General features: G+C 71.6%; 12 protein-coding genes, 1 pseudogene and 1 CRISPR repeat array. Of the genes and pseudogenes, 11 read left to right on the top strand and 2 right to left on the bottom strand.

The window, feature by feature from the left end; genetic code table 11:
• From ABD54_RS29550 to ABD54_RS21365, 7 genes and pseudogenes are all read left to right on the top strand, one after another.
• Positions 1-122, top strand: a pseudogene (locus ABD54_RS29550) (ATP-binding protein); the annotation flags it as partial.
• A 174-nt stretch (positions 123-296) separates the two neighbouring features.
• A complete protein-coding gene (locus ABD54_RS21385) occupies positions 297-512 on the top strand; it encodes a helix-turn-helix domain-containing protein (RefSeq protein ID WP_047871313.1) in 216 nt (71 codons plus the stop codon).
• 169 nt (positions 513-681) lie between these two features.
• Positions 682-1188: a flavoprotein gene (locus ABD54_RS21380; RefSeq protein WP_047871312.1), complete on the top strand. Its 507-nt coding sequence runs from the start codon at positions 682-684 to the stop codon at positions 1186-1188.
• A 14-nt stretch (positions 1189-1202) separates the two neighbouring features.
• The gene (locus tag ABD54_RS21375; protein ID WP_047871311.1) at positions 1203-2420 is read left to right on the top strand and encodes a helix-turn-helix domain-containing protein; all 1218 of its coding nucleotides are present in this window, start codon (positions 1203-1205) and stop codon (positions 2418-2420) included.
• A 158-nt stretch (positions 2421-2578) separates the two neighbouring features.
• The gene (gene amcB, locus ABD54_RS21370; protein WP_047871310.1) at positions 2579-3676 is read left to right on the top strand and encodes a cyclophane-forming radical SAM peptide maturase AmcB; all 1098 of its coding nucleotides are present in this window, start codon (positions 2579-2581) and stop codon (positions 3674-3676) included.
• Positions 3677-3691: 15 nt separating this feature from the next.
• The gene (amcA, locus tag ABD54_RS28640; protein ID WP_200904167.1) at positions 3692-3847 is read left to right on the top strand and encodes a multiple cyclophane-containing RiPP AmcA; all 156 of its coding nucleotides are present in this window, start codon (positions 3692-3694) and stop codon (positions 3845-3847) included.
• A 15-nt stretch (positions 3848-3862) separates the two neighbouring features.
• Positions 3863-4417, top strand: a complete 555-nt coding sequence (locus ABD54_RS21365) for a pentapeptide repeat-containing protein (RefSeq protein ID WP_047871309.1) — start codon at positions 3863-3865, stop codon at positions 4415-4417.
• A 139-nt stretch (positions 4418-4556) separates the two neighbouring features.
• On the opposite strand, the gene ABD54_RS21360 is transcribed toward ABD54_RS21365, so the two are convergent.
• Positions 4557-5093 (bottom strand): class IV adenylate cyclase, encoded by a 537-nt coding sequence (locus ABD54_RS21360; RefSeq protein ID WP_047871315.1) that lies wholly within the window; start codon positions 5091-5093, stop codon positions 4557-4559.
• 82 nt (positions 5094-5175) lie between these two features.
• Positions 5176-9040: direct repeats of the CRISPR family, unit length 29 nt; unit sequence CGGTCCATCCCCGCGTGCGCGGGGCTCAC.
• Between the two features lie 278 nt (positions 9041-9318).
• On the opposite strand from ABD54_RS21360, the gene ABD54_RS27510 reads away from it, so the two are divergent.
• Together ABD54_RS27510 and ABD54_RS21355 are read left to right on the top strand one after the other, a co-directional pair.
• The gene (locus ABD54_RS27510) at positions 9319-9501 is read left to right on the top strand and encodes a hypothetical protein (protein WP_082166933.1); all 183 of its coding nucleotides are present in this window, start codon (positions 9319-9321) and stop codon (positions 9499-9501) included.
• 498 nt (positions 9502-9999) lie between these two features.
• Positions 10000-10926, top strand: a complete 927-nt coding sequence (locus ABD54_RS21355; protein WP_047871308.1) for a universal stress protein — start codon at positions 10000-10002, stop codon at positions 10924-10926.
• Between the two features lie 8 nt (positions 10927-10934).
• On the opposite strand, the gene ABD54_RS21350 is transcribed toward ABD54_RS21355, so the two are convergent.
• On the bottom strand, positions 10935-11204 hold the full coding sequence (locus ABD54_RS21350; protein WP_047871307.1) for a hypothetical protein: 270 nt from the start codon (positions 11202-11204) through the stop codon (positions 10935-10937).
• An 842-nt stretch (positions 11205-12046) separates the two neighbouring features.
• Between ABD54_RS21350 and ABD54_RS21345 the strand changes: the two genes are divergently transcribed.
• Both ABD54_RS21345 and ABD54_RS21340 read left to right on the top strand, forming a co-directional pair.
• Positions 12047-13381: a YeeE/YedE family protein gene (locus ABD54_RS21345; RefSeq protein ID WP_047871306.1), complete on the top strand. Its 1335-nt coding sequence runs from the start codon at positions 12047-12049 to the stop codon at positions 13379-13381.
• Between the two features lie 48 nt (positions 13382-13429).
• The coding region (locus ABD54_RS21340) for an FAD-dependent oxidoreductase (RefSeq protein WP_047871305.1) at positions 13430-13791 on the top strand (362 nt) is incomplete at its 3' end.

Genomic DNA, 13791 nt, shown 5'->3' with positions numbered 1-13791 from the left:
ACCCCGAACCCCTGCGCCCCAGCGGCAACGGCCTGCGCCTGGTCGAGGCCCTGTGCTCCTACTGGGACTGGAAACAGCACTCCTGCGGCGCGATCACCGTCCGCGCCGTCTTCCCCTGGTAGCCCGTTCCCCCCGGCAGACCAGCCGCTCCATGCTCCGCACCACCCACCTGTCCCCCGGGCCGGTGCGGACGGGCCGTTGCCCTCAACACCAGCCCGAAGCCCCGCCTCCTCCTTCCCCGGGGAGGCGGGGCCACCCGATCCACCACACCCAACACCGGACACGGAAAGCCCCTCATGCCCGACTACCGCTACCTCCTCGACGGCCGACCCGACGTCCTCACACCCAGCGAAGTCGCCGCCCTGTTCAACATCCGACCCCGCAGCCTCCACCGAGGCCGATGGGACAACGTCCTCAAACCCTTCCGCACCCCCGGCGGAGCACGCCGCTACCCCAAAGAACACATCGCCACCCTCCTCAACCAACCGGACGAAACCACCCCCACCCCCTGACGCCGTCACGAGCCGGTCCGCACACACGATTCTGAAGGCGGGCCGACCGTGGTCTAGCAGCAAACCCAGGACAGAGCGGAGTCCCACCGTCCTGCCGAATGCCCTCAAACAGCATTCGAAGGTCCATGGACCCCCAGTCCATGGACCGGGCGCGTTCTAGACTCTGGCCATGTCGCGAACCCTCTATCTGGTGGTGTCCGGGGCGACTGCTCCCGAAGGGACCGCCGAACTCGTGCAGGCCTTCCAGGCCCGGGACTGGCGGGTGACGGCACTCTCCACCCCGGCGGGCATGCGCTTCCACGACCAGGAGCGGTTGGAGGAGCTGACCGGCGAGCCGGTCCGTGTCGACTTCCGTAGGCCCGGAACCGGCAAGAGTCTTCCTCCCGCCGACGCCGTTCTGGCCTGCCCCCTGACCTTCAACACCGTCAACAAGTTCGCCCAGGGCATCGCGGACAACTTCGCGGTCTCCCTGCTGTGCGAGATGGTCGGCTACCGGGTACCCACCGTGGTGGTGCCCCACTGCAAACCCCAACTCGCCTCCCACCCCGCCTTCGCCCGGTCCCTGGAGACCCTGCGCGCGATGGAGGCGGTCACCGTCCTGTACGACCCCGACGCGCCCTACGAGCGCCGCATGCCCACCTGGCGACACGTCCTCGACACCGTGATCAGCCTCTGACCGAAAGGCACAGCGTGGACCCCGCCACCCGAGGCCAGACGATCAAACGCGCCCGCCGCAGACGCGGCTACTCCCAGAGCGTGCTCGCCGGACTCGTGGGGCGCTCCGAATCCTGGCTCTCCCAGGTCGAACGCGGAATCCTCACGGTGGACTCACACGAGGTCCTGAACCGTTTGTCGCGCGTGCTCCGGCTGGACCTCACCGAACTAACCGGAACCGGTACCGAATCCGAGGCGGTCACCGATATGCGCTACGACGCCGCCCGCACGATCGAGCGGGCCATGATGCGCTACTCCACGCTGGAGACCATCATCGCCGAGGCACGAGCCGAACTCCGGGTCGACCCGGACGTGCTGTTCGCCCAGGCCCACCGCACCTATGCCGCCTACCAGGCGGCCCGTTACGACGAGGTCGGACGACGCCTGCCCCGATTGATCCGGGACGCGGAGGACGCCGCGCACAGCCCCGGGGCCGATCGTCCTGCGGCGTGCGCGGCCAGAGCCATGGTCTACAACACCACGGCCGCCCTGCTACGCAAAGTGGGAGAGAAAGACCTGGCCTGGCAGGCCGCAGACCGCGCCATGTCAGCCGCCGCATGGGCCGATCAGCCCCTGTTGACCGCCGTGGCCGCTTATCGGATGGCGTATATGTTCATCTCACGCGGACGCCCCGCCGAAGCGGCAGAGCTGGCGATGGGCGCGGCGGGCACGCTCGAACGCCGGATGAGACCCGGAAACCCTGAGGAACTGAGCGTCTACGGCGGACTGCACCTGGCGGCGGCCGTGGCCGCCGCCGCGGAGTTCGACCGGGTAGCCGTGCCGCGCCTGCTCCGCCAAGCCCACCGCGCGGCCGAAAGCCTCGACGGAGACCGCAACCTGCACGGGACGGCGTTCGGCAGGACCAACGTCGCCATCCACACCATCAGCACCGCCATAGCGATCGGTGACGCACGTACCGCGGTGGAAGTGGGGGAGAACCTCGACGTCAGCGCACTCCCCGCCGGGCTGATCAGCCGACGCGCCCAGGTCAGTTTGGACCTGGCCCGGGCCTACACACAGCGCCGCCAGGACGCCGCAGCGGTCCACACCCTCCTGGACGCCGAACACCTGGCCCCCGAGCTCATCCGCTACCACCAGGGGACCGCAGGCGTCCTGACCGAACTGCTGCGTCGGGAACACCGTCGCTCCACCCCCGAGCTGCGCCCCTTGGCTCGCAGAGCCGGAGTGGTCTGAGCCGACCCGCAGATTCCTGAGGGTCTTTTACCCTCCGACGGCTGCGAAACCGTGAGGCGTTCGCGCCTTACGGTCACCCCATGCCGATCACCAGCACCCCGGGACGGGCCACATCTCGACGTGTTCCTCACCAGCGTGACCAGGACACAGAAGAGGTCGTGTTGGCCCCCCGCTTCCAGTCGCTGATCCTCCAGCCGAACACACTGTGCAACCTCAACTGCTCCTACTGCTATCTGCCCGCCGCTGAGCGCAAGACCCGTCTGGAGATGCCCGTCCCGGTCACCGAAGCCCTCGCGCGGGGGATCGCCGACCAGGGCGGGGACGTGGTGGACGTGGTCTGGCACGGTGGTGAGCCCCTGACCACCCGACGCGACCGCTTCCGCGCTCTCCTGGAGCCGTTCGAGCCCCTTCGCCACCAGGGCAGAGTCCGTCACTTCGTCCAGACCAACGCCACCCTCATCGATGGCGCCTGGTGCGGCCTCTTCCACCGCTACGGCTTCCGTGTGGGCGTGAGCATCGACGGCCCACAGGCGGCCAACCGATCACGCACCGACTGGGGTGGCAAGCCGTCCTTCGACCGGGCGATGCGCGGCATCTCCCGGCTACGCACCCACGGCATCGCCTTCTCCGCCATCTGCGTGCTCACCGCGCAGACCGTCACACAGCCCGAGCCTCTGCTGGACTTCTTCGAGGATCTGGGCGCCACCGGTGTCGGCTTCAACATCGAGGAACTCGAAGGCGCCAACGACGACCGGCAGACCATCCCTTCCGAACTCGTGCGCTTCTTCTGGCGGAAGATGTTCGACCGCCTCGACACCGGGAGCCCTCTGCGTGTGCGCGAGGCCGACCGGCTCCTGGGCTACCTGGCTGACGCGCGTGCCGGACGCAAGGACCGGTGGGACGCAGTCCTCCACGACCCGATCCCGACCGTGGGGACCAACGGCGACGTGGTCGTGCTCTCCCCGGAACTGCTCGGGGTCAAGGACGACCGCTACGGCGACTTCGTCATCGGCAACGTCCTGGACGAGACTTTGGCCGCCATCCTCAACCGCGCCACCGATACCTCCTATGTGCGCGAGTACACCAAGGGCGTACGGCGGTGCCGTCAGGAGTGCGAGTTCTTCGCGTTCTGCCAGGGAGGACAAGCCTCGAACAAGTACTTCGAGCACGGGGACTTCACCGTCACCGAGACCGCCTACTGCCGCAATTCGAAGATCGAACTCGCCCACGCGCTGGGCGAGAGGATGGGAGTGTGAACGATGAACAGTGTCATGGCCGTGCTTGAGCGATCCTGTGAGGTCGCCGACCTGATCAGGCGACTCCAGCCGAGTACCCCGGTAGGGCGGTTCGACAACCGCGACACCTGGGACAACAAGAACGGTGGCCCCTGGGACAACCGTTCCACCTGGGACAACTGGAGCAAGTAGAACGGGAAAGGTTTCGTGGAGACAGCCCGAATTCGAGGCGCGAAAGTACTCCTGCCCAGCGACGACGAGGCCCCGGTGGCCTCCTGGCCGCACCCGAACCCTCTGGAGGAGGAAAGGGTCACCAACACCGACTTCCGGTCGGTGGACCTGTCCTCGCACCGTCTGGTGGACGTCGCCCTCGACCGGTGCCGGTTCCGCACGTCAAGGCTGATGGGTGTGTCACTGGTGCGGGTGTCCCTGCGGGACGTGGTCTTCGAGGGCTGCCAGTTCGACTACGCCACCTGGGCCCAGGTCAGGGCCGTGAGTGACGTGGCGTTCGTGGGCTGCTCGTTCAAAGAGGCCTCCTTCGAGGGATGCGACCTGCGCAAGGCGGTCTTCGACGACTGCGCCTTCGGTGTGGACCTCCAGGGCACATCCCTGGCCGGTGCAGACCTGCGGGCGAGCGACCTGTCCGGGTTGTCGGGCCTGTCATCTTTGCGCGGGGCTAAGGTGACCGAGACGCAGTTGCGCCAGCTCAGCGAGGTCATGGTCCGCGACCTGGACCTGACCGTGGCCGAGGTGCCGCTGTAACCGACCTGGAGAACGGTTGCGAAATCCGGACGGTTTAGCGCACCAACGGACCACCGTCCAACTCCATCTCATATACCGCCACGGACATGCAGGCCTGGTTCGAAGGGATCGGAGCCGTGCTGCACGACTGGCGAAGCCGTCAGGCCGTCGCGGCGCGCACGAGGGTGTCGTAGGTGTCGGTGGTGCGTTCCAGGGCCACGTCGAGCCCTCGCGCCCACGCGTCGAGTTCGGCCTGGGCGGCCAGGCCGTCGCGGTCGTCATCGACCACCAGTTCCAGTTCGATGAAGGCGCCCAGGCCCTCGACCAGGTCCACGCACACCCCGATGGGCCCTGTGGTGCCGGTGCGACGGTGCTTGACGATGCGCACCGTGGGTTCGTAGCCCAGCGCCAGCAGGGCCCCGTGCATCTGCTCGCGGTCGGCGACGATGGTCTCGTACTCCACGCACTCCATGGCGTTGGCCAGCGGGGTCTTCGTGGTCAGCAGGTGCACGCTGTCCTGGGTGCGCACACGGGCGAAGGTGTGGCCGACCCGGCCCAGCTTCGGCCGCCAGCCGGCGGGGGCGTAGGCCTGGTCGTCCTGGTAGGCGGGGTCGCTCATGTACACCCCGGCCTGTTTGAGCGCGGCCAGCAGCGCTTCGAGGTCGGCCACCCGGTACTTCGTCTCGATCTCCCGCACCACAGGCCCTCTCGCGTCTCGGCACCACCGTCCCGGCGAGCGTACCGAGACCCGGCCGCGCCAGGCGGGAGTTTCCCAAGACGGGTCCATCCCCGCGTGCGCGGGGCTCACGTACAGATGGCCTACCCCAAGCTGAGGAAAACCGGTCCATCCCCGCGTGCGCGGGGCTCACGGCACCTCCCCGGCCCGGGTCAACGTCCTCTTCGGTCCATCCCCGCGTGCGCGGGGCTCACCGAGGACGCGGGCAGCCGCACACGGCACGCGCCGGTCCATCCCCGCGTGCGCGGGGCTCACTCGGGCGCCTGCTCCGCGTGCTCCAGGGCGCGCGGTCCATCCCCGCGTGCGCGGGGCTCACCCTTCTCTTTACCTTGCGTCGCCCATGCGGAACGGTCCATCCCCGCGTGCGCGGGGCTCACCCCGAGGCAAGGAGCTGGACCGTGTGGAGCTGCGGTCCATCCCCGCGTGCGCGGGGCTCACAGACCCCACACGAACCGCAAGAAGAAGGAGATCGGTCCATCCCCGCGTGCGCGGGGCTCACGACGCGCCGGAGGACGCCGTCCCGGGCGGCTACGGTCCATCCCCGCGTGCGCGGGGCTCACGCCGACGTGCTGGTTGGTTCTGGTGTCTACTGCGGTCCATCCCCGCGTGCGCGGGGCTCACACCCGTTCCTGCGCGAGCACGTCCTCCCGCACCGGTCCATCCCCGCGTGCGCGGGGCTCACACCTGCCCGTCGAAGACGTCCGCGAACGGAAGCGGTCCATCCCCGCGTGCGCGGGGCTCACAGGTCGTTCAGGGTGCTGGCCTCGAAGGCGTCCGGTCCATCCCCGCGTGCGCGGGGCTCACCGCAGGGTCTCGGTGGCGTCCATCCGCGCCAGCGGTCCATCCCCGCGTGCGCGGGGCTCACGGCGCCGACGACGGAGCGGGAGCCGACGAGGCCGGTCCATCCCCGCGTGCGCGGGGCTCACCACACGGTGGCCCCGGTCGGCTACCCCGGGGCCGGTCCATCCCCGCGTGCGCGGGGCTCACATCTCCGAGAACGGGGTGCAGGCCACCGTCGACGGTCCATCCCCGCGTGCGCGGGGCTCACGTGGTTCCCGGTCCGCTCGGTGTCTGGTGTGTCGGTCCATCCCCGCGTGCGCGGGGCTCACTCAGTGCCGTCCGGCGACACCCACACGATCCGCGGTCCATCCCCGCGTGCGCGGGGCTCACCGCCCGCTGGAAGGCATCCGCGGCAACCAGGACGGTCCATCCCCGCGTGCGCGGGGCTCACCCCGGCCGCAAGCACGCCGTGAAGAAAAGCGGCGGTCCATCCCCGCGTGCGCGGGGCTCACGTAGCACTCCCCGAACCAGAACCGGATGACCGGTCCATCCCCGCGTGCGCGGGGCTCACCTCGCCGAAGCGCGCCATCTGCATGGCGGCCTCGGTCCATCCCCGCGTGCGCGGGGCTCACGGGAACACCAGGTCGCCCGGACGTTCCTGCCCCGGTCCATCCCCGCGTGCGCGGGGCTCACTGAACGAGTCCGGGGAGAACGTCGTCGGGACCGGTCCATCCCCGCGTGCGCGGGGCTCACGCGGCGACGCTCGCTGAGCGGTTGCCGGTGGCCGGTCCATCCCCGCGTGCGCGGGGCTCACCGCGCTGGAGCAGACCCCGGAGAACACCAACCCGGTCCATCCCCGCGTGCGCGGGGCTCACAACGCGCTCTCTCAGGGGCGATTTCCCATACCCGGTCCATCCCCGCGTGCGCGGGGCTCACCCCATCGTCATGACAGAGGACCTGTGGCAAGACGGTCCATCCCCGCGTGCGCGGGGCTCACATCGGTCTCGTCCTGCTTGCCCATGGGGTGTCCGGTCCATCCCCGCGTGCGCGGGGCTCACCGACACCGGATCTACATCGGCACCGGCGACCCCGGTCCATCCCCGCGTGCGCGGGGCTCACGGCAGCTCATACCCGAGCTCGGACAGGCGGTCCGGTCCATCCCCGCGTGCGCGGGGCTCACCCCGGGCAGACGCTCACGCACCCACTCGATGGCGGTCCATCCCCGCGTGCGCGGGGCTCACCCCGGGCAGACGCTCACGCACCCACTCGATGGCGGTCCATCCCCGCGTGCGCGGGGCTCACGAAGGGCTGCGCGCGAACGTGTGCACCAGCGGCGGTCCATCCCCGCGTGCGCGGGGCTCACGTTGATGGTGTTGTGAGCGAGCATCATGTCTCCGGTCCATCCCCGCGTGCGCGGGGCTCACCCCGAGGCCGCCCGCCCGAGCGCGTTCGTGCGCGGTCCATCCCCGCGTGCGCGGGGCTCACCGCGCCCGCGTTGAACGCCACCCCGGCACCCCCGGTCCATCCCCGCGTGCGCGGGGCTCACGTGCCCGTCGGCGACACCAGCGCGCGGTGCCCCGGTCCATCCCCGCGTGCGCGGGGCTCACCCGATCTCAGCGTCCATGCGCGCGAACCCGTGCGGTCCATCCCCGCGTGCGCGGGGCTCACGCGGAACCGCTCTAGGACGGGCGCCAAAAGGTCGGTCCATCCCCGCGTGCGCGGGGCTCACGCGGCGTTGGTTCGGGCCGCGAGCTTGGCGGCCGGTCCATCCCCGCGTGCGCGGGGCTCACCGCGCACCTGGCCGCCCCCCGTCCTGGACGGGCGGTCCATCCCCGCGTGCGCGGGGCTCACAAAATGAAATCCTCTTTCTGGGCTGCGGTCCGCGGTCCATCCCCGCGTGCGCGGGGCTCACACGGACCGGCCGAACTTGGGGTCGAACGCCAGCGGTCCATCCCCGCGTGCGCGGGGCTCACCGATCATCCGCCACAAGGACGACCAGGGTGCCGGTCCATCCCCGCGTGCGCGGGGCTCACTAGTTCTCCGTGAGGGAGAGCCCGTCGACGATCGGTCCATCCCCGCGTGCGCGGGGCTCACGGGGGCGTCACGGTCGAGGTCACGGTGGTCTCCGGTCCATCCCCGCGTGCGCGGGGCTCACGTTGCTCCCGGCCGCGGTGATAGTGATCCGCACGGTCCATCCCCGCGTGCGCGGGGCTCACTACAGCTCGGCGGCGGGGGCGGCCACGTCGCCCGGTCCATCCCCGCGTGCGCGGGGCTCACTGGCCGCCGGTGGTGGTGTCGTCGGTGCGCTTCGGTCCATCCCCGCGTGCGCGGGGCTCACTCCACCCCGACGACGCGGCGCCCCGCCGGTTCCGGTCCATCCCCGCGTGCGCGGGGCTCACTTCAGACGGTACCGCAGCCCGCCGTAGAGGGACGGTCCATCCCCGCGTGCGCGGGGCTCACGGAACGACGGAATGGTTTGCGCCTCGGGGATCGGTCCATCCCCGCGTGCGCGGGGCTCACGCGGCATCACCCTCGCCGAGATGGAGGCGTGGAGGTCCATCCCCGCGTGCGCGGGGCTCACGCAACACGCAAGGGCGGCACTCCCGTCGCCAACGGTCCATCCCCGCGTGCGCGGGGCTCACCGGCTGCGTGAGCAGGGCTACAGCGTGCTCGGCGGTCCATCCCCGCGTGCGCGGGGCTCACGGAGCACGGGTCACCGGACGCCGGGGGGTGAACGGTCCATCCCCGCGTGCGCGGGGCTCACGGGGTCACCGGTCCACCCTCCCACCAGGGCGGCGGTCCATCCCCGCGTGCGCGGGGCTCACCGTGTGTGGCGGATGGACGCCGACCACTTGGGCGGTCCATCCCCGCGTGCGCGGGGCTCACTGATCTGGTAGGTGTCCACGTCAGCGTCCTCGGTCCATCCCCGCGTGCGCGGGGCTCACGTCAACCACCGTGGTCGCGTCGTGGGCGGGGGCGGTCCATCCCCGCGTGCGCGGGGCTCACCAGAGCGCCCCGCGGGCGGGTGGGAGGCTGGCCGGTCCATCCCCGCGTGCGCGGGGCTCACCGGGTGACGCTCTCTCGGAGTGCGTCACCCTACGGTCCATCCCCGCGTGCGCGGGGCTCACGCTTAACGACCTGCGAAAAGGCGAGCCGTTATCTCCCCGCAACCTTCACGCGGGGCATGCTGAGCGCTCTTGGCATCTGCGTACATCCTCACACAGCACACGGCGGCGCTCATCCCCGCTGCCTCCTAACCGCTATCGCGACTTCGCCATCACCAACGAACTCGCCCACACTCTGGACCAGGAGGCCGTACCGGAGGGCGGAGCTTGGGCAGGAGCTGAGTGCGGGTGTGGCCGATTGGCCTTCCCCGCCTGTCCCGTCACGGCTACGGTGAGCATCCATGGAGACCTCCACAGACCGCACCCGTATCCAGCCGTCCGGGATCTGCCGCCGGGGCCACCACCAGTGGCGGCACGACCCGCCGGGCGGGAAGCGGTTGCTGTGCACACGGTGCAAGTCGATGTCGATGACGAACTACGGCGAGTGCCGGGAGGACTGTGTGGACTGCCGCCCCCCGGCATGAGAGGTCGGTGGTCAGTAGTTCTTCGAGCTGATCGCTCCGCATCTGCTGCACCTGGCCGTGCCGTTGGGGCCGGATCGCCAGTCGTGCTGGCCCGCTGGGCAGTTCCCTGACATGACCACCTCCACACGGAGGTGTACCCGCCGGGGGTGTGCGGGGTCGTGGCCGAATGCGGACAGGGGCACCAGTGCGGGCCGGGCGCCCCTGTCGCGCTGCCCGGGGAGACCCGTCCACCTCCGCGTGCGCGGCGCTGCGGAGCTCGGGAGAACGCCCTTGGCCTCGGTGTACATCCCACCCGGCACACGGCATCACCCATCCCCCACGGCTCATACGAGTGCGTCCGCGCGGGCGGCCCGGGTAGGGGAACCGCGCCGAGAGGCGGACGTTTTTCGCGCCACACCGCCGCCGCGGCGGGTGCGGGCCCCCGCCGTAGGGCACGCTCTGCGGTGGGAGGAATCCGCCTCCCGCAGAACACGTCCCGCGACGAGAAGGCAGGAAACCATGCCCGATGACCCGATCCCCTCACCCAAGGTCGCGGTAGGCGTCGACGGATCGGCGTCGGCGCGCGGAGCCCTGGAGTGGGCCGCGGCGGAGGCCGAACTCAGGCAGCTCCCCCTGTACGTCGTGCACGCCCTGTCCATGCCGCTCGTGATGTCGGTCTACGCGGGCCCCAGGCGCTTTCCCCCCACGGAGGAGATGACCGCCCAGGGCCGCCGCATCCTGGAGGAGGCCGCCGAGCACGTGCGCTCGCTGCGGCCGGGGCTGCGCGTGGAGACCGCGCTGGGGATGGAGGAACCGCCGCTGGCACTGCTGCACCGCACCGGCCACGGGGACCTGGTGGTCGTGGGCTCGCGCGGCATGGGTCCGGTGCGCTCGGTGCTGGCGGGCGCGGCTGGAATACGGCTGGCCGCCAAGGCGCACTGCCCGGTGGTCGTCGTCCCCGGTGCCGAGGGACGCCCGCCGAAGCTCTCGGGGCCGCTGCGGATCGCGGTCGGTGTGGACGGCTCGGTGGACTCCAGGCGCGCGCTGGACTTCGCCCTGCACCGGGCCGCGCTCCAGGAGGGCTCCTCGGTCGTGGTGGTGCACAGTTGGGAGGTTCCGCTGCCCTTCGCCACCGCCTCCCTCGCGGAATCGGGGTGGACGCCACCCGACGAACTGCTGGAACGCCAGTCCGAGGAACTCGTCTCGGGCGTGCTGGCCGAGGTGATGGACGACGCCACCGCCGCCGTGGACGTCTCCGCCGTGCGCACCCAGCGCAACCCGGTGGACGCGCTGGTGGAGGCCGCCGCCGAGGCCGACCTGGTGGTCGTGGGCTCGCGCGGCCGGGGCGGTGTGCGCGGCGTGCTGCTGGGGTCGGTCAGCCAGGGCGTGATGCACAGTTCTCCGGTGCCCGTGGTCGTGGTGCCCCGGCACGCGGAGGAGGGCTGAGCCCGGCGTCAGAACCAGCCGGTTCCGGGCATGGTGGGCAGCAGGCCGCCCGGACCGAGGCTCTGGAGCTCCTGATCGACCGTGCTCACCACCGAGCAACTGCTGCCCTCGACCCTCGCACCGGGCGAGAACAGCACCAGGGGGCTGCCGCAGGAGGGCTCCGTGTTGGGTTCAGCGGTGGGCTCGGCGGTGGCCTCGGCGGCCAGGACGGGGGCACCGGCCAGCCCGGCCAGGGTCAGGAGGGCGGCCGTGGTGAGGGCGGCACGCGTCAGGTTCATGGGCACGGGGAGGGTTCTTCCTTCTCGGGCGGAGGCCCGCGGACGGGCCGTGGCGGCGGAACACATCCAGTTTTTACCATGAGTAGTTATACGGCAACCCTGTGCAACAACACGTGGCGGCCAAACCGCCCTCCGGAAAGGGAAAAGCTCCCGCGCGACCTGGTCGCGCGGGAGCTTCCGCGTCTCGCCGGACCCTCTCGAATCCCCCGATAGCGGAGGTCCGGCGCGGGCCGCGCGCTCACCCCCGTGGGCGCCCGACCCAGCACCCGCGCCGTGCCCCGGGACCTCACGGCCGCGAAGGCCGCCCCCGTGGTCCGCGGGGTGCGCAGGTGCACAACCCCCTGTCTACCCGTCCTGCTCCGGGTAAACACGGACCCGCCCGACTGCCCGCCGCGGCCGCCCGGCAGCAGGACCCCTGTCCCCCCGCCCACCAGGAAAGACGTAGAACGGTGGATTCCTCACATCCGACGCAGATTCCGCACGATCCCCCTCCACACGCCGGTACGCGTCACCGGCTGCTGGACGACGCGCCCCGCTTCCCGAACCGGCGCGTATCCGTGCGCTTCGTCACGGTCTCCTCACGCCCGCTGGACTTTGTCCTACAATGAGCCCCGTGTCCGATAAAGCCCGCTTCCTGCGCATGGTGCTCATCTCCATGTCGCTGACGAGCACCGACGACGGACTCTGTCGCCGCCGGTGCCGCGACGGCGTGCGCTGACCGGGCCCCGTCCCCTTTACCGCGCGCGGTCTCCTCCGCGCCCGGCGTCCCCGCGGTACCGGTGTCCCCGTCCCCGTTCGGCCACGGCCGGCACCCGCTCCGTCACCGTTTGGACAGCTCCTCCGTGACCACTCACCCCTCCGCGCCTCCCGGCGCCGCCGAACCCGCCCCCGCGGACGCCGCACCGGACGCCGCCGCCGCGCCCGTCCCGTCCGCCCCGTCCCCGGGCTGGCGCCCGGCCCTGTCCGTGCCCCAGCCCCGCGCGGCCGAGGCCGAACCGGTCCGCTGGTGGCCGCTCGGCATCGCCCTGGCCGTGGCCGCGGGCCTGGCCGCCCACGTGTGGAACACCCACGGCGCTCTGCCCGCCGTCCTGCTGCTCCTGGGCACGGGTTTGGGCTTCACCCTGTTCCACTCCCGGTTCGGCTTCACCTCCGCCTGGCGGCAGTTCCTCGCCGTGGGCAACGGCACCGGCCTGCGCGCGCACGCCGTACTGCTGGGCACCACCGCGACCCTGTTCGCCCTGGTCATCGGCACCGGAACCGGATTGTTCGGCAACGACCCGCAGGCCTCGGCCGGACCGATCGGCATCGCCCTGTTCCTGGGCGCGTTCCTGTTCGGGGTCGGCATGCAACTGGGCGGCGCCTGCGCCTCGGGAACGCTGTTCGCGGTCGGCTCCGGCCAGTCGGCCATCGTCATCACCCTCGTCGGCTTCATCGCGGGATCGGTGATCTACAGCGCCGCGTGGCCGCTGGTCGACGGCCTGCCCGCGCTGCCGCCGTTCCTGCTCTCCGACCACGTCGGGTGGGGCGGCTCCTGGGCGATCACCATCGCCGTGCTGGCGGCCGTGGTCGCGGGCACCCGCGTCGTGCAGAACCGCCGCGTCCCGCCGCCCGTGGGCACGCCGCCCTCGGCGCGGGGCCTGCTGCGCGTGGTCCGGGGCAGCTGGCCCATGATCGTGGGTGCCCTGGTGCTGTCGGTGCTCGGCGCGGCGGTGCTGCTGGTCTCAGGCGGGGCCTGGGGCGTCACCTCCGCCTTCAACCTGTGGGGCGCCAAGGCGCTCCAGCTAGTGGGCGCGCACCCCGAGACCTGGGCGTTCTGGAACCAGCCCCGGCAGGCCGCGCAGCTCGCCGGTCCGGTGCTCCAGGACAAGACCAGCCTGACCAACATCGGCATCATCCTCGGCGCGGCGGCGGCCGCGGCCGCCGCCGGGGCGTGGAAGCTGCACACCGGCCTGAGCTGGAAGCTGGTCGCCGCCGGGCTCCTGGGAGGCGTCCTCATGGGCATCGGCGCCCGCCTGGCGGGCGGCTGCAACATCGGCGCCTACCTGGCCGGGATCGGTTCGGGCAGCCTGCACGGGTGGCTGTGGGCGGTCTTCGCCCTGGCCGGGACCTGGGCGGGGCTGCGGGCGCGCGGCCTGTTCGGTCTGGGCGTGCCCAAGCCGGGCGACAGCGTCTGCTGAACGCGGGCGCGGCGGTCGCCGCGGCACCGCTGAAGGGGGGAACGGACCGTGGACGACGCGGAGCACGTGCACGACGTGGTGGTGGTCGGCGGCGGACAGGCCGGGCTCGCCGCGGGTTACTTCCTGCGGCGGGCCGGGCTCGACTTCGCCGTCCTGGACGCGGGTGAGGCGCCGGGCGGGTCCTGGACCGAGTACTGGAACTCGCTTCGGCTGTTCTCCCCGGCCGAGCACAGCATGCTGCCGGGCTGGTGGATGCCCGCGGAGGAGGGTCGGGAGTACCCCGGAGCGCGGCACGTGGCGCGCTACCTGGCCGAGTACGAGCGCCGCTACGAGCTGCCCGTGCGCCGCCCGGTCCGGGTGGAGGCGGTCGAAAGGGGGGACGGGGCCCTGCGCGTGCTCGCCCGGGAGGG

This window comes from Nocardiopsis sp. RV163, from assembly GCF_001029525.1.
GTDB classification, from domain to species: domain Bacteria; phylum Actinomycetota; class Actinomycetes; order Streptosporangiales; family Streptosporangiaceae; genus Nocardiopsis; species Nocardiopsis dassonvillei.
Note: the sequence above shows the minus strand (reverse complement) of the source record. Positions and strands in the feature narration are given on the sequence as shown.